This window comes from Bradyrhizobium canariense (genome assembly GCF_018130465.1).
Classification (GTDB): domain Bacteria; phylum Pseudomonadota; class Alphaproteobacteria; order Rhizobiales; family Xanthobacteraceae; genus Bradyrhizobium; species Bradyrhizobium canariense_C.
The window spans coordinates 64,542-81,926 of the sequence record NZ_JAFCKJ010000003.1; the positions used below are offsets into that span (position 1 = coordinate 64,542).

The following is a 17,385-nucleotide window of genomic DNA, read 5'->3' on the forward strand; positions in this document are numbered from 1 at the left end:
GCAAATCCGACTAATCGGCAGGACGGGCTCGGGATTTCCGGGCCCGCTTCATGTTTGAGTTGAGCTCGGATTGCGTCTCGGCAAAACGCGCTGACGGGGGAAGCTCGCCGCGCGATTTTCCACGTGTTACCGGCGATTTTGCAGGGGCGATGCGGGGGCTGTCAGAGGCACGGCCCGCAAGGGCTTAAGTTGTTGGAAAAATAGGCGGAAAAAGCGCTTCCCAGACCCCCGCGAGGGTGGTTATCAGGGGCTCGATGCGCTATATGATTCCCAGATAAAACCTCACCGGATTTCCCCTTGGCTGACGACGACGACAAGCCCGGCGACCAGCCGGCGCAACCCTCGGATATTCGCCCCGTCTCCATCTTCGAGGAGATGAAGAAGTCCTATCTCGACTACGCCATGAGCGTGATCGTGGCGCGGGCGCTGCCTGACGCCCGTGACGGTCTGAAGCCGGTGCATCGCCGCATCCTGTACTCGATGAACGAGCAGGGGCACACGCCCGACAAGAAGTACGTCAAGTCCGCCCGCGTGGTCGGTGACGTCATCGGTAAATATCATCCGCACGGCGACCAGTCGATCTACGACGCCATGGTCCGGATGGCGCAGGACTTCTCCATGCGCGTGCCGCTGATCGACGGCCAGGGCAATTTCGGCTCGGTCGACGGCGATCCCCCGGCTGCCTATCGTTACACCGAAGCCCGATTGACGAAGGTGGCGCTGGCTCTGCTGGCCGACATCGACAAGGACACCGTCGACTTCCAGCCGAACTACGACAACAACGAGACCGAACCATCGGTCCTGCCGGCCAAGTTCCCGAACCTTCTCGTCAACGGCGCCGGCGGCATCGCGGTCGGCATGGCGACCAACATCCCGCCGCACAATCTCGGCGAGGTCATCGACGCCTGCGTCGCGTTGATCGACAACCCCGCGCTCACCATCGACGAGCTCATCAACATCGTGCCGGGACCGGATTTCCCGACCGGCGGCGTCATTCTCGGACGTGCGGGCATCCGCGCCGCCTATCACCTCGGCCGTGGCTCGGTCATGATGCGCGGCAAGGTCGCGATCGAGACCATCCGCAAGGAGCGCGAGGCGATCATCATCACCGAGATTCCGTACCAGGTGAACAAGGCGACGATGGTCGAGCGCATCGCCGAGCTGGTCAAGGAAAAGAAGATCGAGGGCATCGGCGACCTGCGCGATGAATCGGATCGCGACGGCTACCGCGTCGTCATCGAATTGAAGCGCGACGCCGTGCCGGATGTGGTGCTGAATCAGCTGTACAGGTTCACGCCGCTGCAGACGAGCTTCGGCGTCAACATGGTGGCGCTCGACAGCGGCCGTCCGCGGATCATGCATCTGAAGGACCTGCTGGCGATCTTCGTCGACTTCCGTGAGCGGGTCGTCACCCGGCGCACCAAGTTCCTGCTCGCCAAGGCGCGCGATCGCGCCCATATCCTGGTCGGCCTGGCGATCGCGGTCGCCAATATCGACGAGATGATCCGCGTCATCCGGACCTCGCCCGACCCGACCACCGCCCGCGACACCCTGATGTCGCGCGACTGGCCGGCCCGGGACGTCGAGGACATGCTGACGCTGATCGACGATCCGCGCCACCGCATCAGCGAGGACGGCACGATCCGGCTGTCGATGGAGCAGGCGAGGGCCATTCTCGACCTGCGCCTGCAACGCCTCACCGCACTCGGCCGCGACGAAATCCGCGAGGAGCTCGACAAGCTCGCCGGCGAGATCGCCGACTATCTCGCCATCCTGCGCTCGCGCGACCGCGTGCTGGGCATCATCAAGTCCGAGCTCGCCGAGGTGAAGGCCGAGTTCGCGACCCCGCGCCGCACCGTCATCATCGAGCAGGAAGGCGAGGTCGAGGACGAGGACCTGATCCAGCGCGAGGACATGGTCGTCACCGTCTCCCACGCCGGCTACGTCAAGCGCGTGCCGCTGTCGGCCTACCGGGCCCAGCGCCGCGGCGGCAAGGGCCGCGCCGGCATGCAGACCCGTGACGAGGATTTTGTCAGCCGACTGTTCGTGGCATCCACGCATACTCCGATGCTGTTCTTCTCCTCGCGCGGCCAGGTCTACAAGATCAAGGTCTGGCGCCTGCCGATGGCCGCGCCGAATGCGCGCGGCAAGGCGCTGATCAACATCCTGCCGCTGGAGCAGGGCGAGCGCATCACCACCATCATGCCGCTGCCGGAGGACGAGTCCACCTGGGGCAACCTCGACGTGATGTTCGCCACGACAGGCGGCAACGTCCGGCGCAACAAGCTGTCCGACTTCGTCGATGTCCGCCGCTCCGGCATCATCGCCATGAAGCTCGACGACAATGAAGCTATCGTCGACGTGCAGATCTGCACCGAGCACGACGACGTGCTTTTGACCGGCGCCGGCGGCCAGTGCATCCGCTTCCCCGTTACCGACGTGCGCGTGTTCACCGGGCGCACCTCGATGGGCGTGCGCGGCATTGCGCTTGGCGAGGGCGACAAAGTGATCTCGCTGGCGATCCTGCGCCACGTCGAGACGACGTCCGACGAGCGCTCGGCGTACCTGAAGATGCGTCGTGCGGTCGCCGGCGAAGCTGCGACTGAGGAAGCCGCAGTGGATGCCGAGGCCGAGGAGACGTCGGGCAGCTTCCAGCTCGCCCAGGAGCGCTATGTCGAGTTGTCGGCGGCCGAGCAGGTCGTGCTGACCGTCTCCGTCAACGGCTACGGCAAGCGAACCTCGTCCTACGAGTACCGCACCACGGGCCGCGGCGGCAAAGGCATCGTCGCCATGAGCGTCAACAACCGCAACGGCAATCTGGTCGCGTCCTTCCCCGTGGAAGATGCTGATCAAATCATGCTGGTCACCGACAAGGGCCAGCTGATCCGCTGCCCGGTCGAAGGCATCCGCGTCGCCGGCCGCTCGACCCAGGGCGTGATCGTGTTCGACACCGCCGAGGACGAGCATGTGGTGTCGGTCGAGCACATCACGGAAGAGGCGGAAAGCGGCAATGGGACGAATGGAGAGTAGATCGGCCGGTTTACTTTCCAGGCATCGTAGATTGCTGTGCCCCGCATGGAGAAAGGGCTGCTGACCTCGGGGTTGGCCAAGGTCTTGCGCTAGCCATCGAGCGCCGCGCGTATCTCCCGCGCAAGATCCGATCTCCGATACGGCTTGGCCAGCAGCAATACACCGGGGTCGAGATGACCATGGTGGATGATCGCTTCGTTGGAATAGCCGGACGTGAACAATACTTTCAGCGACGCCCTGCGTTGTCGGGCCAGTTCCGCCAACTGCGGCCCGTTCATCGGTCCCGGCATGATGACGTCGGTGAACAGCAGGTCAATCTTCCGAGGGCTCTCGATTTCCACCATGGCTTCTGCGGCATTGACCGTCGTCAACGTAACGTATCCCAGACTTTGGATCAGGCTTTCGACGAACCTTCGCACCAGAGGATCGTCCTCGACAACCAGTACGGTCTCATGGCCCTTTTCGATTCGTGGAGGGCTTGCCAACACGGTGGGCTGAACGGCTCCCGTCGCCTCGGGTAGATAGATTTTTATCGCGGTACCGTGGCCTTCTTCGCTGTAAATTTTGATATGTCCTCCAGACTGTTTGACAAAACCGTAGATCATGCTGAGGCCGAGGCCGGAGCCCTTGTCGATGCCCTTGGTCGTGAAAAAGGGCTCGAATACCTTGCCCAATTCGCTGGCAGGAATGCCGTGTCCGGAATCGGTGACTTCCACAAGCACGTAGTTTCCCGCGGTCGCCTCACTGTTGGTGCCGACGTAACTGTCGTCGAGCACGACGTTGCGGGTCTCGATGGTGAGCTTGCCACCGTCCGGCATCGCGTCGCGGGCGTTGAGCGCGAGATTCAAGATCGCGTTGGTGAGCTGACTGGCGTCGATCAGCGCGTGTGACGCATCGGCTGCCAGCTTGGTGTGGACCTCGATGCGCTCTCCAAGCGTCGAGCTCAGCAGCCCTGCCGATTCCATCACCAACGAGTTGACGTCGATATTCTGCGGTTGCAGCGGTTGCTTGCGCGCGAACGCCAGCAGGCGCTTGGTCAGATCGGAGCCACGCGCGGCAGCTTCATCGATCAATTGGGTGATTGCCACCAGTTCCGGCCGGTCTGCGACGCTTTCGGCCAGGATTTCGACGTTTCCAATGATCACCGTGAGGATGTTGTTGATGTCGTGCGCGACGCCGCCGGTCAGTTGACCGACGGCCTCCATCTTCTGCGCTTGCCGGAGATGCAGATCCGCGATGCTCTTCTCGGCCAGCAGTTGGTCTTTTTCCTCGACCAGGGCCTTCATCCGGTCGACGCTGAACTGCAGGGAAGCGCCCCGGGCGGCGGTCGAAACGGCCTCTGCCAATATGTTGGCGAAAGCGGTGAGAAAATTAATGTCGTACTGATCGTAGTCGTGCTGCCTGTTGCTGTCGATCTCGAGAATCCCGAACGGCTGCTCATCGCTGCCCTTGATGATCACGTCCACCGTCGAAATGATGCCGTGTACGGCATAGAATGGCGGCAGATCCAAACCAGCGTCCGCGCGCAAATCACGGCAGATCAACGGCTCGCCCGTGACAAACGCGCGCCCCTGCGGCGAACTCATATCGGCGCGCGACAGCGCATGACCGACCACGCCACGCTGCCATCCGAATCCGGCGACGATCAGAAGGTCGTTCTGCTCGGGCCGATAGCGACACACTTTGCCGAAGGGCACGCCGAGGCCCTCCGCACAGACCTGAATCCCTTTCGTCAGAATCGTGTCCAGATCCCGCTCGCGCAGTGCGAAGCTGCCAAATCGGGCGATGGCAGCTTGCTGGCGGAGCAATCTTTCCACGTTAGCAGCCGCATTGGGCATAGGCAGAATCGACCTCGTGAGCGGATATGGGGCACTCGGAGTTCCCCTGGTTCATTCGGGCAGGCCTGGCGCAGGGGCTCGTGGCGCGTTGGGGCTGCCAAGAGAACATCGGGAGTCTCGCAAGTCCTGGTTGCAAGCGGACCACAGCCGAATCGACGGCGCTGTTCACTTTTGCTCACCTGGGGAGATTTGTTGCCCTGCACCTTCGACCGCCCGGCATTAGCTCTTTTGAGCGGCGTCCTTTTTCATGATCGCAATATATCGGTCGGTCTGGTTCGCAATCATCTTCCAGCTTCGCGCAAGGCTTGTCAGGATCGTGGCTTCGGCTCCGCTCCGAGCCAGAAGCATGAGGCGATGACATTCCTCGGCCTGCGTCCGGCACCGACTTGCTTCGTGCATTTCTCGATGAGGATCAAAATAAGCCAACGGAGACCCGCCAGACGCACCAGAGCAACAACGACCACAGAACCAAAGCGGTGGCGATTGCGCCAATCCCAGGCACCGGGGGGAAAGGCGGAACCAGTTTCCTGAATTGGGGCATGCTGTACCCCTCCGATAAAGGCGGGAACACACACTCTCTGTCACCGTATTGATCGTCTCGTTGTCAGACGGTGACCGTTACGCAGGTATCACCCCCTTGGGACGGTTGTCTGATCAATATTATACACGTTTTTGGATCGGAGCCGACGAGGGTCGAGTTCGGGCAGATTATGCTCCGGCGCGAATTATGGGGCTTTGCTCGCGGCGGCCTCAGCTGAACACTGGGGAGCCTGGACCTGTTGGCTCCGGGGCCTGCCTACGCCCGACGTCAGATCTCCAGCTCCGTGCCGAACTCCACCACCTGCTTGGTCGGCACGCCGAAGAACGCGGCCGAGCGTTCGGCGTTGCGCTGGAGGAAGGCGAACAGGCTTTCGCGCCAGACCCACATGCCCGGGACGTCCTCGCGCGGGATGATGGTCTCGCGGCCGACATAATAGGTGATGTCGGAGAGGTCGATGCCGGGCAGCTTGCCGTGGCGGCAGGCGAGGGTCAGCCCTTCGTAGATCGTCGGGTTCTGCATGAAGCCGTAATGCAGGACGACGCGGGTAATGCCGGGAATGATCTCGATGACCTCGATGCGGTCTTCGTCGGCGATGTGAGGAAGCTCCTCGATCAGCACGGTGACCAGGACGATGCGCTCGTGCAGCACGTGGTTGTGCTTGACGAACTGGGTCAGCGCCAGCGGCACGCCGCGCGGCGCCGACGCCAGGAACACGGCGGTCCCGGGGAGCCTGGCGCTGCACTTGTTGACCGCGGTCTCGATCAGATCCTCCTCGGGCTGGCGCAGCTTCGCGCGTGCCGCTTCGACGAGCTTCACGCCGCTTCGCCAGGTCAGCATCAGGAACGCGACGAAGCCCGCGAGCATCAGCGGAAACCAGCCGCCCTCGAACAGCTTGATCGAATTGGCCGAGAAGAAGATCGCGTCGATCACGAAGAAGAAGCCGTTCACGGCAACCACGAGCCACGGCGAATAGCCCCATTGGATCGCGACCAGGGCTGCGAGCAGCGTGGTGATCGCCATCAACAGCGACACCGCGATGCCGTAGGCGCCAGCCAGCGCCTCCGAGCTGCCGAAGCTCAGGACGGCGCCGAGCGTTGCGGCGGCGAGCAGCCAGTTCACCAAGGGCACGTAGATCTGGCCGATCGCGTCGCTCGTGGTGTGACGGATCTGCATGCGCGGCAGGAAGCCGAGCTGGATCGACTGCTGCGTCAGCGAGAACACGCCGGAGATGATGGCCTGCGAGGCGATCACGGTCGCGACCGCCGAGAACGCCACCAGCGGATAGTGCAGGGCGTCAGGGCAGAGCTGGAAGAACGGATTTTCGATCATGGTGGGGTCGGTGATCAGCAGCGCGGCCTGGCCGAAATAGTTCAGCACCAGCGCGGGCAGGCAGATCGCGAACCAGGCCAGCCGGATCGGCAGGCGGCCGAAATGACCCATGTCGGCATACATGGCTTCGCCGCCGGTCACCGCAAGGAAGGCGGCCCCCAGGATCGCGAAGGAGACGTGGAAATCCTGGTGGATCAGGAAGTCGAACGCATAGAGCGGGCTGAGCGCCGCCAGCACCGCCGGCGCCTTGACGATGCCGTGGATGCCGAGCGCTGCCAGCACGAAGAACCAGGCCAGCATCACCGGTCCGAAGATGCGGCCGATGAAGCCGGTGCCCTGCTTCTGCATCATGAACAGTCCGATCAGGATGACGACGGTCACGGGGACTACCGCAGGCGCGAGCGAGGGGGCGTCGACCTTGAGGCCCTCGATGGCGCTGAGCACGGAGATCGCCGGCGTGATCGCGCCGTCGCCGTACAGTAGCGCGGCGCCGATGAGGCCAATGACGAGCAGATGCGCGCGCCAGGTGCCGGGTTGGGCGTGGCGCGCATGCAGCAACGCCAGCAGCGCGACGATGCCGCCTTCGCCGCGGTTGTCCGCACGCAGGATCAACAGCGCATATTTCAGCGAGATGATCAGCAACAGCGCCCAGAGGATCAGCGAGGCAACGCCCAGAACAGCATCGTTGGTCACCATGCCGCCGTGGGCGGCGGCCTTGGCGGCTTCCTTCAGGGCGTAGAGGGGGCTGGTGCCGATATCGCCATAGACCACCCCGAGGGCGCCCATGGTCATGGCAAGCGGCAGTGGATCAGGTTGATGGCCGGAGGCGACTGCGGGCGTACTGGACAATGGCGACCCCCCGATGGGATCGCGCCCGACGGGTCATTCCGACGGGCGCGAGCATCAGGCAGTCTGCGACGGGACGTCGCAAATATCCATGGGGTTTATCTTGAGGGTAACCTGACGCGAAACTGACAGACCCACTACGGGGTGCGATCGGCGGTCACGAGGCGAGCCTCGCGGATGTTGGCCTTGGTGCCGGCCTGGCGGAGGCAGGACGCCTCGAAGTTCGGCCAGGCCTGCAGCGAGCAGTCCTTGCCGATGGTGCGGATATCGAGCCGGTCGCTCTTGGCGAGGGGCTGCGGCACGCTCGCCTCGACGGTGGGGGCGAAGCCGGGCAGGAGGGTGAGGGCGGCGGCAACGCACGCAGAGATCGCGATCGCTGAAAGAGCCTTGATCATTGACAGTCCCCTGTGATGCGGCCGCCTGCGCCTTGTGTGCGGCCCGTTGTTCGTTGGCTGGATTAGTAACCATGGCCAGTTTCCGGACGTCTTCGCGGACGCGGGAAATGGTTTCGTTCGCGCCCGGTTTTGTGTCGTGGCCGCCCTCAGGACGAAACAATTCGGGGCATTCCGACACGTTTTTGCGGAAAAACCGCCAGGGAACCTGACCGGCTTGCCGGGCCGGGCCGGGCGCGGTAGGACGTGGCCATGCCGCGCATTGCCTTCTATCCAGGTTCCTTCGACCCCATCACCAACGGCCATCTGGACGTGGTCCGGCACAGCGCGTCGCTGTGCGACAGGCTCGTTGTCGCGATCGGGGTCCACCCCGGCAAGAAGCCGCTGTTCTCGACCGAGGAGCGGCTGAAGATGCTTCATGACGTCTGCGGGCCGGTGGCGACCCAGGCCGGCTGCGTGCTCGAGGCCGTGACGTTTGACGATCTGTCGGTGACCTCGGCGCGCAAGCACGGTGCCACGATCATGATTCGGGGCCTGCGCGACGGCACCGACCTCGACTACGAGATGCAGCTCGCCGGCATGAACGAGGCCATGGCGCCCGAGGTGCATACGGTCTTCCTGCCGGCCTCTCCCATGGTCCGCCCGATCACCGCCACTTTGGTGCGCCAGATCGCCGCCATGGGCGGGGACGTCTCGGCCTTCGTCCCGCCGCAGGTTGCGGCCCAGCTCAAGGCAAAATTCGCCTGATAGCGGCGCGTTTCCTCTCTCATCTCTGATCCGGAGTTGTCATGATCCGAATTCTCGCAGTTCTTGCCGCGGTTCTGTTCGCGGTGCCGGCCTTCGCGCAAACCTTGCCGGCCGGCCTCGACAAGGCCAACGCCATCGTCATCGACACCACCAAGGGCCGCATCGTCATCAAGCTGCGGACGGACCTAGCGCCCCAGCACGCCGAGCGTATCAAGCAGCTCGCGCGCGAGGGCTATTACAACAACGTGCCGTTCCACCGTGTCATGGACGGCTTCATGGCGCAGACCGGCGACGGTCAGAACTTCAACGGCACCGGCGGCTCGAAATATCCGAACCTGAAGCAGGAATTCTCCAAGGTGCATTTTGCCCGCGGCATCGTCGGCATGGCCCGGCGCGGTGACAGCGTCGACACCGCCAATTCGCAGTTCTTCATCATGTTCGCCGACGGCGGCAGCCTCGACAACCAGTACACCGTGATCGGCGAGGTCGTGCAGGGCATGGACGTCGTCGACAAGCTGAAGAAGGCGCCTCCCGGATCAAGCGGCGGCACCGTCACCGACCCCGACAAGATGGTGAAGGTGCAGGTCGCTTCCGACATCAAGTAGGAGAGGCGATGGCGCGCTGCGGTGGCAAGCTCCTGCTGATTGCGGCGATGCTGCTGCTCGCCGTCTCCGGCGTGGTCGCCGGGGACGCGCAGGTCAACACCATCCAGGACGTCTTCCGGCATCTGCGCACCTGCTGGAAGCCGCCGCCCGCCGCCAGGGCCCGCCCGATCGACATCACCGTCGTCGTGAGCTTTAACCGGGCCGGAAACATTCTGGGCCATCCGAGGATTACCTATGAATCCGCGGAGGCCTCCGACGATGACCGGCTGCAATACCGGGTCGCGGTGATGGAGGCATTGCAACGCTGCACGCCGATGCCATTTACCGATGCGATGGCCGGCGCCGCTGCGGGGCGTCCATTCGCGATCCAGTTTCGCAACCGCAAATCTTCACCTGACAAGACTTCACCTCCAACCCAAGAGAGACGAGCATGAGCGCCACCGAAAACACCCTGATCCTCGAGACCACGCAGGGCCCCGTCACCATCGAGATGCGGCCTGACCTGGCGCCCGGCCACGTCGCGCGCATCAAGGAGCTGGTGCGCGAAGGCTTCTACGACGGCATCGTGTTCCATCGCGTGATCGACGGCTTCATGGCGCAGACCGGCTGCCCGCAGGGCACCGGCACCGGCGGCTCCGGCCAGAAGCTGAAGGCCGAGTTCAACAAGGAGCCGCATGTGCGTGGCACCACCTCGATGGCGCGCGCCGCCAGCCCGGATTCCGGCGACAGCCAGTTCTTCATCTGCTTCGACGACGCCCGCTTCCTCGACAACCAGTACACGGTGTGGGGCAAGGTCACCGAGGGCATGGAGAACGTCGACAAGATCAAGCGCGGCGAGCCAGTGCAGAACCCCGACAAGATCGTCAAGGCGCGGATGGCGGCTGACGCGGCGTAACGACGACCGTCGTGCCCCGCTTGGGTGGGGCACGACAAGGTACCCAACGTGCGCACCGATCTCTTCGATTTCGACCTGCCCGCCGAGCGCATCGCACTGCGCCCGGCGAGCCCGCGCGACTCCGCGAAGATGCTGGTTGTCGATAACGGCACGCTGCGCGACCAATTCATCGCCGACCTGCCGCAATGGCTGAAGCCGGGCGACCAGCTCGTCGTCAACGACACCAAGGTGATCGCGGCGCAATTGAAAGGCCGTCGCATCGGCCGCGAGACCGAGCCGAAGATCGAGGCGACGCTGATCAAGCGGCTCGACGGCTCGCGCTGGCAGGCGCTGGTGAAGCCGGCCAAGAAACTCACAGCCGGCGACCGCATCCGCTTCGGCAATGAAGGCAAGGTCTGCCTGCTCGGTCATCTCGACGCCGAGGTCGAGGCCAAGGGCAGCGAAGGCGAGGTGACGCTGTCGTTCTCGTTCCACGGCCCCGCGCTGGATCAGGCCATCGCCGATCTCGGCAGCCCGCCGCTGCCGCCCTACATTGCCTCGAAACGCACGCCTGACGATCAGGACCTCGCCGACTACCAGACCATGTTCGCGGCGAACGAAGGCGCCGTTGCCGCGCCGACAGCCGGCCTGCATTTCACGCCGGCGCTGGAGCAGGCGCTGCACGCGCGCGGCGTCGGCATCAACCGCGTCACGCTGCATGTCGGGGCAGGGACGTTCCTGCCGGTGAAGGTGGACGACACCGAAGGCCACAGGATGCATGCCGAATGGGGCACGATCTCGGCCGAGACGGCGGAGCGGCTCAACACCGCGCGCAAGAACGGCGGCCGCATCATCGCGGTCGGCACCACGTCGTTGCGCTTGCTCGAAAGCGCAGCCAGCGAGGACGGCACCATTGAGCCATTCGCTGCCGAGACGGCCATCTTCATCACCCCCGGCTATAGCTTCCGCGCGGTCGATATCCTGATGACCAATTTCCATTTGCCGAAGTCGACGCTGTTCATGCTGGTGTCGGCATTCTCGGGGCTGGAGGCGATGCAGCAGGCCTATGCGCACGCGATCGCGCAAGGCTATCGGTTCTATTCGTATGGCGATGCGTGCTTGTTGTTTCGGGCAACGCGGTAGGCTGCGCGCGCAATCGTATCTCCGTCACCCTGAGGTGCTCGCCCCTTCGGCGAGCCTCGAAGGGCGACGGCCCGACTGCTGCATTTCGGCCGTGCATCCTTCGAGGCTCGCCCAGCGGTGCTTTGCACCGCTGGGTTCGCACCTCAGGATGACGGGGCAATACGTGCGAAGGCCTACGCCATCACCCGCTGCGGCAGCAGCTCGGCGATCTGGACCGCGTTCAGCGCTGCGCCCTTGAGCAGCTGATCCGCCGCCACGAACATCGAGATCGAATGCCCGCTGGGGTCGCTGAGGTCCTTGCGGATGCGGCCGACCAGGACGTCGTCCTGGCCCGAGGCGTCGATCGGCATCGGGAAGTAGTTCCTGGTGCGGTCGTCGACAATCTTGACGCCGGGCGCTCGCGCCATGATGGCGCGGACCTGGTCCTCGCTGATCGGCTTCTCGCATTCGAAGGTGATGGCCTCGCAATGAGCCCGCAGCACCGGCACGCGCACGCAGGTGACGCCAATCGCGATGTTGTCGTCCTCGAAGATCTTGCGGGTCTCGTTGATGACCTTGGTCTCTTCGTCGTTGTAGCCGGTGTCGGGGTCGATCGCCGTGTTGTGGTTGAAGAGGTTGAAGGCGTAGGGATGCGGCATCACCTTCGGCGTATAAACCTGCCCGTTGAGGTTGGCGCGGGTGGACTCAACCAGCTCGTCCATCGCGGCGGCGCCGGCGCCGGAGGCCGCCTGATAGGTCGAGATGATCACGCGCTTGATGCGGTTGCTCTGGTGGATCGGCCACAGCGGCACCAGCGCGGTGATGGCGGCGCAGTTCGGGTTGGCGATGATGCCCTTGTGATCGCGGATGCGGTTCGCGTTGACCTCGGGGATCACCAGCGGCACGTTCGGATCCATGCGGAAGGCGGAGGAGTTGTCGACCACGACGGCGCCCACCTTGACCGCGATCGGGGCATACTTCTTCGAAATGCTGCCGCCTGCGGAGAACAGGGCGATGTCGACGCCTTCGAAGGCGCGTTCGGTCAGCTCCTCGATGACGACATTTTGCCCGCGGAACAACACCGTCTTGCCGGCGGAGCGGGCGCTGGCCAGCGCCTTGAGCTTGCCGACGCGAAAGCCGCGCTTGTCCATGGTGGCGATGAATTCGGCGCCCACCGCACCGGTGACGCCGACAATCGCGACGACGGGATCGTTACTCACTTTGTCCTCCATTCCGTTTCAGTTGGCATGATTCTGCCGGAAAACCGGATTTCACTTTTCCGGATCATGCTGGTGAGTTGCAGACAACAAAAAAGCCCCGGACCAACGAGGGCGGGGCTTCGGTAGAGTGGATTGCGTTCTAGTCGACGACTACACGCGCACGCCTCCCCGGGCCCCGAAGGCCGTGGTGGTTTTGGTCGTGCATTTTTTGGTGGTCGTGAACATGGCGGCAGCTTATGCGCGAGAGTTTTGCGGCCGTCAATGGCTTTTCGGCGGGATTGGGGCCGCCGCTATTTGGTCCGGGCGCCCGGCGGTTCGAGGATGACCTCCTTGAGGTTGTCGCCACTGATGACGACGATCGCGAAATTCAGCCGGCCGCGTTCGCGCACCAGCCCGCCGCTGATCGCCTTGCCGGAGGCCGCGCGTTCGGCGACGTGCACGGCATCCGCAAGGCGGTGCTTGATGGCACCGAGCGCTGCGAGGTTGCTGCGGTCGTCGAGGTCGAGCTCGGCGAGGGGGAGGGCGGCTTCCCCGCCGACGAGCTCGCCGGTCGCGGCATTGATGGTGTGGCGCCAGATCCGGTCATTGTGCAGCGTCTTGACCCGGTAGACCGGCACGCCGGAGGCCCCGTCGAAGCTCACATCCGCCGTCGTGGCACCGGCGTGGCGGGCTTCCGCAATCGCCATGGCCTGGTTGATCGAGATTGACGAGCTGCGGAAGCGCTCGATCTCGCGACTGACCGCTTGGCGGTCGGCCTCAGTGTCACCATCTGTGTCGCTGTGAAGGGTGGTCGGCGTGCCCGTGCTCACGATCGCCCGCGCCGGCGCTGCGGGGAGGAGTGCGGACAGGGCGATCGCAAGCAATCCCGAGGTCCATCGTTTGGCTGTCGTCATGCTCGAAACCCTCGGCCAGCGAGTGTGCCGGATGATCGTAAAGAATTTGCGGCCGACCTTGGGCATCGGTCGGCCGCTGAGCGTCGTGACGGGCTGTACCGCCGCGGCGATCGAAGCGGTGCGGATCTCTTTGGGGCTGGTGAAAAAGCGATCCGCATCGCCCTATAATTAAACCATACCGTATCGTTTTGTTTTGGTCAACGGCGCGGGCGCGGGGTCCCCTTGGAAAGATCGCAACCTCACGGAATTGTCAGCGCGACGGGCGCCGCCGCTGCGTGCCCTTGGCAGCATTCTGGACGCGGTCCGCAGATCCCAGCGCGCCGGCCAGGAACAGCTTGATCGCAGCGCGCATGCGCTTTTCCGCAGCCTTCATCTCCGGCGGCGTTCCAAACGTCGCCAGGCGATGGTTGTGGCCGACGACGACGTCGAGAAACACCTCGGCTGCAATGGTGGTGTCGTCCACGTCGAGCGCGCCCTGCGCCACCAGATGGTCGAAGAAGCGTGCCGTGGTGGCGACGGCCTTGAGCCAGCCTTCCTCCTTGCCGAGCTTGGCGATGTCGGGAAAGTTGATGGCCTGCGACGTCATCATGCGGCTGAAGGCGACGGCATCGGGACCGCAGGTGAATGTCAGCATCTCGCGCCCGATCTCGACCAGCCGCTGCTCGACCGAGATGTCCGAGGCGCTGCCGAGCTGCGTCTCGGCGGCAGCGGACAGCGGTGCGAGCCATCGCGCGATCTCGCGCCTCAGCACGGCTGCAAACAGGCCACGCTTGTCGCCATAGCGGGAATAGACGGTCGGCTTGCTCACCCGGGCCGCTTCCGCGACCGCATCGAGCGAGGTCGCGTCGAAGCCGCGATCCAGGAACAGGCGGGTGGCGACCTCGATCAGCCGCTGATCACGCTCGATCGCGGCGCTTTTCGTTGGCCGGCCGCCGCGCGATTTCGGCACCTCGCGCCGCGGCGCTGCCGGTCTTGTCCTGGTCGCAGTCAATCCCATGCCCAATGATTCCTGCGCGGTCGTGACATCAGTCATTGCTCTATAACGCGCAGCAACGGGTGCGTCATGGCTAATCTGGCCGAATTGGCCGCATCGTCAACGGTCTCGACGCGGCCTCGTTCCTCAGTGAGGGTCTCACGGAAGCGTCGAAGTCCAGGCTTGGCCTGAAGCCGCCTTCTCATATCCGTACTGATACAGCGCCCGCATATAGGCGGTGTCGAACCCTTCGGAGGGAGGCGCCGGATAGTCGCGCGCGATATAGGAGAGATGGAAGCCCAGGCGGTTGCGCTTGGCAAAATCATAGGTCGAGAGGATGATCGAACGGGTCTGCGACTGGGTGATCGACGACAGGCTGCGTGAGGCGACGTCGATGGTGCCGTTGGACACGAGCTCGAAGTTGCGTTCGATCTTCTTGTTGACGAGGATGTAGATGTCCATCCTCGCGGTGCCGGGCAGGCGACTGCCCTGGAAAAGCAGGGCTTCCGGCAGCGTCAGCACCGGGGCGGTCACGCCGCCGTCGACGTGCATCTCCTGAAACCTTCGGCCCTGGCCTTCGGCGTCGATCATGATCGGCGGAAACACCAGGGGTATGCTGGCGGAGGCCGCCATCACGTCGCGAAACAGCTTCAGCGCCTCGGGCGTGCCGACCGCGGCGATCTTGCCCATGTCCCAGATGGCGGTCCGCTGGGTGTCGAGATCGGTCGTCACCACCAGCAACTTCCGCCCCTTGGCGTTTTCACGCGCGACCTGCGCCATGATCTCCTGCCCGACATAGCGGGCGACGAGCTCGCGCAGCCGCGTGTTGCCGAACAGGCCGGATCCGAACAGCACGCGCATGATGCTGGGATCGCTCAACAGGCTCTCCGCGATACCGCTGGTGTAGACCTCCTTCAGCGTGTCGTCATATTGCGAGCCGAGAAACGCAAAGGGTGCAATCAGGCCGCCGGTGCTCACGCCCGAGACGACCGAGAAGGCGGGGCGGGTTCTGGCCGCGGTCCAGCCGTTGAGCACGCCGACGCCGTAGGCGCCGTCTGCGCCGCCGCCTGACAGCGCCAGGTAGGACTTCGTCGCGGTGCTGGTGTCCTTCTCGAAGCTGAATTTCGTGACGGGATCGTCGGCGTAGCGCCGGAGGCCGTCGATATCGAGCACGCGCGATGTGCTGGCTTCGGCGGCCGTATAGGGCGTGCGGGGCAGGGAGGTGCAGGCGCCGAGCGCCAGGCTGCACGTCAGGGCCAGCAATCCGATCAGGCGGGCGCCTGTCTGCCTTGTCCAGCCTTGCGAACGGCCGGACAGGTCAGTCGAACTTGAAAAGAAGGGCATTGTCGGTGGCTGGCGATCACGCATCTACCGCCGCCGGCAACATCGCCGCGGCATCTCGTCCAGCCCCCGAGATAAAACTACACTGTATCGTTTTGTTTAACAAGCGCTGCAGGCGCAACTTTCCGTGTCCCAAATATTGGTGTCCATTGTCCCAGTCTGATGCATAAGCCGGCCGAAGCATCGCCTCAGCGGGTTGATCGGCCCTCTCCGACACGTAATAAGCACCGTCATGAATCGTCCCGATACCGGTCTGCCCAATCATTTCGAATTGCTCGCCACCGATGGCGCCGCGCGCACCGGGCGCCTGACCACGCCGCACGGCGTGGTGCGCACGCCCGCCTTCATGCCGGTCGGCACCGCCGGCGCCATGAAGGGCATGCACTGGCGCGAGGTGCGCGAGGCCGGTGCCGACATCGTGCTCGGCAACACCTATCATCTGATGCTGCGTCCCGGCGCCGAGCGGATCGCGGCGCTGGGCGGCTTGCAGAAATTCACCGGCTGGAACGGGCCGATGCTGACGGATTCCGGCGGCTTCCAGGTGATGTCGCTGGCGGATTTACGCAAGGTCAGCGAGCACGCCGTGACGTTCCGTTCGCATATCGACGGCGCCAAGGTCGAGCTGTCGCCGGAGCGCTCGATCGAGGTGCAGCGTTTCCTCGGCTCCGATATCGCCATGCAGATGGACGAATGCGTGCGACTGCCTGCCGAGCGCGCCGACATCGACCGCGCGATGCAATTGTCGCTGCGCTGGGCCGAGCGAAGCAAGCGCGCCTTCGAGAGCGCACCCGACGGCTACATGCTGTTCGGCATCGTGCAGGGCGGCGACATACCCCAGCTTCGCCATGCCAGCGCGCAAGGCCTCATCGAGATCGGTTTCCATGGTTATGCGATCGGCGGCCTCGCCGTCGGTGAGCCGCAGGCCGTGATGCTGGCGATGATCGACGAGACAGCGCCGCTGCTGCCGAGAGAACGGCCGCGCTATCTGATGGGCGTCGGCACACCGGACGACATCGTCGAGGCAGTCAAGCGCGGCATCGACATGTTCGATTGCGTGATGCCGACCCGCAATGGCCGGCATGGCGTCGCCTTCACACGCTTTGGCCAGGTGAATTTGCGCAATGCGCGCCACGCCGACGATCCGCGTCCACTCGACGAAGAGAGCTCCTGGCCGTCGGCGCGCAGCTACGCGCGCGCCTATTTGCACCATCTCGTCAAGGCGGGCGAGACGCTGGGTGCGATGCTGCTGTCCGAGATCAATATCGCTTACTACCAGTTCCTGATGCAGGGCATCAGGGACGCGATCGCACAGGGCACATTCGAGGAGTTCTATCAGCGGACGCGCGAGGACTGGGCGAGGGGCGACATCGCCCCGCGCTAGGTCAATTGCACATGGTCAGTTGAGAGGAAGCGTCAGTTGCAGATGAAGCGCTGCTTGACGGCGTGCTTGGTCACGAAGCCGTAGCCGCAATTGTCGCAGGTCCAGAGATAGCTGATCAGGTGTTCCGACACATATGCAGAACCTTCGGCGGCGACCATGGAGTCGGCGCAGACCGGACAGGTGGGCAACTCACTGCAACGCGGAGCGCGGTTCGGTGCGACGGTCGACAACACTTCAGCGACTGCTGACATCG

At 64.1% G+C, this 17,385-nt stretch carries 16 protein-coding genes; 8 read left to right on the forward strand and 8 right to left on the reverse strand.

The window, feature by feature from the left end; genetic code table 11:
- Positions 1-297: 297 nt before the first annotated feature.
- The gene (gene gyrA, locus JQ591_RS09120) at positions 298-3,030 is read left to right on the forward strand and encodes a DNA gyrase subunit A (RefSeq protein ID WP_211395686.1); all 2,733 of its coding nucleotides are present in this window, start codon (positions 298-300) and stop codon (positions 3,028-3,030) included.
- Positions 3,031-3,119: 89 nt separating this feature from the next.
- Here gyrA and JQ591_RS09125 read toward each other — a convergent pair whose 3' ends face one another.
- The 3 genes from JQ591_RS09125 to JQ591_RS09135 all read right to left on the reverse strand — a co-directional run bounded on the left by JQ591_RS09125 (position 3,120) and on the right by JQ591_RS09135 (position 7,979).
- The gene (locus JQ591_RS09125) at positions 3,120-4,868 is read right to left on the reverse strand and encodes a GAF domain-containing hybrid sensor histidine kinase/response regulator (RefSeq protein ID WP_211395687.1); all 1,749 of its coding nucleotides are present in this window, start codon (positions 4,866-4,868) and stop codon (positions 3,120-3,122) included.
- Between the two features lie 808 nt (positions 4,869-5,676).
- Positions 5,677-7,530, reverse strand: a complete 1,854-nt coding sequence (locus tag JQ591_RS09130; RefSeq protein WP_211396410.1) for a potassium transporter Kup — start codon at positions 7,528-7,530, stop codon at positions 5,677-5,679.
- A 191-nt stretch (positions 7,531-7,721) separates the two neighbouring features.
- A complete protein-coding gene (locus JQ591_RS09135; RefSeq protein WP_211395688.1) occupies positions 7,722-7,979 on the reverse strand; it encodes a hypothetical protein in 258 nt (85 codons plus the stop codon).
- Between the two features lie 249 nt (positions 7,980-8,228).
- Between JQ591_RS09135 and coaD the strand changes: the two genes are divergently transcribed.
- From coaD to queA, 5 genes are read left to right on the forward strand one after another with little or no spacing between them, the layout of a single operon-like run.
- Positions 8,229-8,723, forward strand: coding sequence for a pantetheine-phosphate adenylyltransferase (gene coaD, locus JQ591_RS09140; RefSeq protein WP_211395689.1), 495 nt, complete (start codon positions 8,229-8,231; stop codon positions 8,721-8,723).
- Between the two features lie 41 nt (positions 8,724-8,764).
- Positions 8,765-9,328 carry a peptidylprolyl isomerase gene (locus tag JQ591_RS09145; protein ID WP_211395690.1) on the forward strand — a complete coding sequence of 188 codons (564 nt, stop codon included), beginning with the start codon at positions 8,765-8,767 and terminating at the stop codon, positions 9,326-9,328.
- 8 nt (positions 9,329-9,336) lie between these two features.
- Positions 9,337-9,762, forward strand: coding sequence for a hypothetical protein (locus tag JQ591_RS09150; RefSeq protein WP_211395691.1), 426 nt, complete (start codon positions 9,337-9,339; stop codon positions 9,760-9,762).
- Positions 9,759-10,223, forward strand: a complete 465-nt coding sequence (locus JQ591_RS09155; protein ID WP_018457987.1) for a peptidylprolyl isomerase — start codon at positions 9,759-9,761, stop codon at positions 10,221-10,223. The genes JQ591_RS09150 and JQ591_RS09155 overlap by 4 nt, the downstream gene beginning before the upstream one ends.
- A gap of 48 nt (positions 10,224-10,271) precedes the next feature.
- Positions 10,272-11,345 carry a tRNA preQ1(34) S-adenosylmethionine ribosyltransferase-isomerase QueA gene (gene queA / locus JQ591_RS09160; protein WP_211395692.1) on the forward strand — a complete coding sequence of 358 codons (1,074 nt, stop codon included), beginning with the start codon at positions 10,272-10,274 and terminating at the stop codon, positions 11,343-11,345.
- 173 nt (positions 11,346-11,518) lie between these two features.
- Here queA and JQ591_RS09165 read toward each other — a convergent pair whose 3' ends face one another.
- Positions 11,519-12,556 (reverse strand): aspartate-semialdehyde dehydrogenase, encoded by a 1,038-nt coding sequence (locus JQ591_RS09165; protein WP_211395693.1) that lies wholly within the window; start codon positions 12,554-12,556, stop codon positions 11,519-11,521.
- 278 nt (positions 12,557-12,834) lie between these two features.
- Positions 12,835-13,437 (reverse strand): PepSY domain-containing protein, encoded by a 603-nt coding sequence (locus JQ591_RS09170; protein WP_211395694.1) that lies wholly within the window; start codon positions 13,435-13,437, stop codon positions 12,835-12,837.
- Between JQ591_RS09170 and JQ591_RS09175 the strand changes: the two genes are divergently transcribed.
- Positions 13,436-13,609: a hypothetical protein gene (locus JQ591_RS09175; protein WP_211395695.1), complete on the forward strand. Its 174-nt coding sequence runs from the start codon at positions 13,436-13,438 to the stop codon at positions 13,607-13,609. The genes JQ591_RS09170 and JQ591_RS09175 overlap by 2 nt on opposite strands.
- 78 nt (positions 13,610-13,687) lie before the next feature.
- Here JQ591_RS09175 and JQ591_RS09180 read toward each other — a convergent pair whose 3' ends face one another.
- Both JQ591_RS09180 and JQ591_RS09185 read right to left on the reverse strand, forming a co-directional pair.
- The gene (locus JQ591_RS09180; RefSeq protein WP_211396411.1) at positions 13,688-14,434 is read right to left on the reverse strand and encodes a TetR/AcrR family transcriptional regulator; all 747 of its coding nucleotides are present in this window, start codon (positions 14,432-14,434) and stop codon (positions 13,688-13,690) included.
- A 135-nt stretch (positions 14,435-14,569) separates the two neighbouring features.
- Positions 14,570-15,778: a patatin-like phospholipase family protein gene (locus tag JQ591_RS09185; RefSeq protein ID WP_211395696.1), complete on the reverse strand. Its 1,209-nt coding sequence runs from the start codon at positions 15,776-15,778 to the stop codon at positions 14,570-14,572.
- Between the two features lie 205 nt (positions 15,779-15,983).
- Between JQ591_RS09185 and tgt the strand changes: the two genes are divergently transcribed.
- Positions 15,984-17,132, forward strand: coding sequence for a tRNA guanosine(34) transglycosylase Tgt (gene tgt / locus JQ591_RS09190; RefSeq protein ID WP_211395697.1), 1,149 nt, complete (start codon positions 15,984-15,986; stop codon positions 17,130-17,132).
- A 32-nt stretch (positions 17,133-17,164) separates the two neighbouring features.
- Here tgt and JQ591_RS09195 read toward each other — a convergent pair whose 3' ends face one another.
- The gene (locus tag JQ591_RS09195; protein ID WP_211395698.1) at positions 17,165-17,383 is read right to left on the reverse strand and encodes a hypothetical protein; all 219 of its coding nucleotides are present in this window, start codon (positions 17,381-17,383) and stop codon (positions 17,165-17,167) included.
- Between the last annotated feature and the right edge of the window lie 2 nt (positions 17,384-17,385).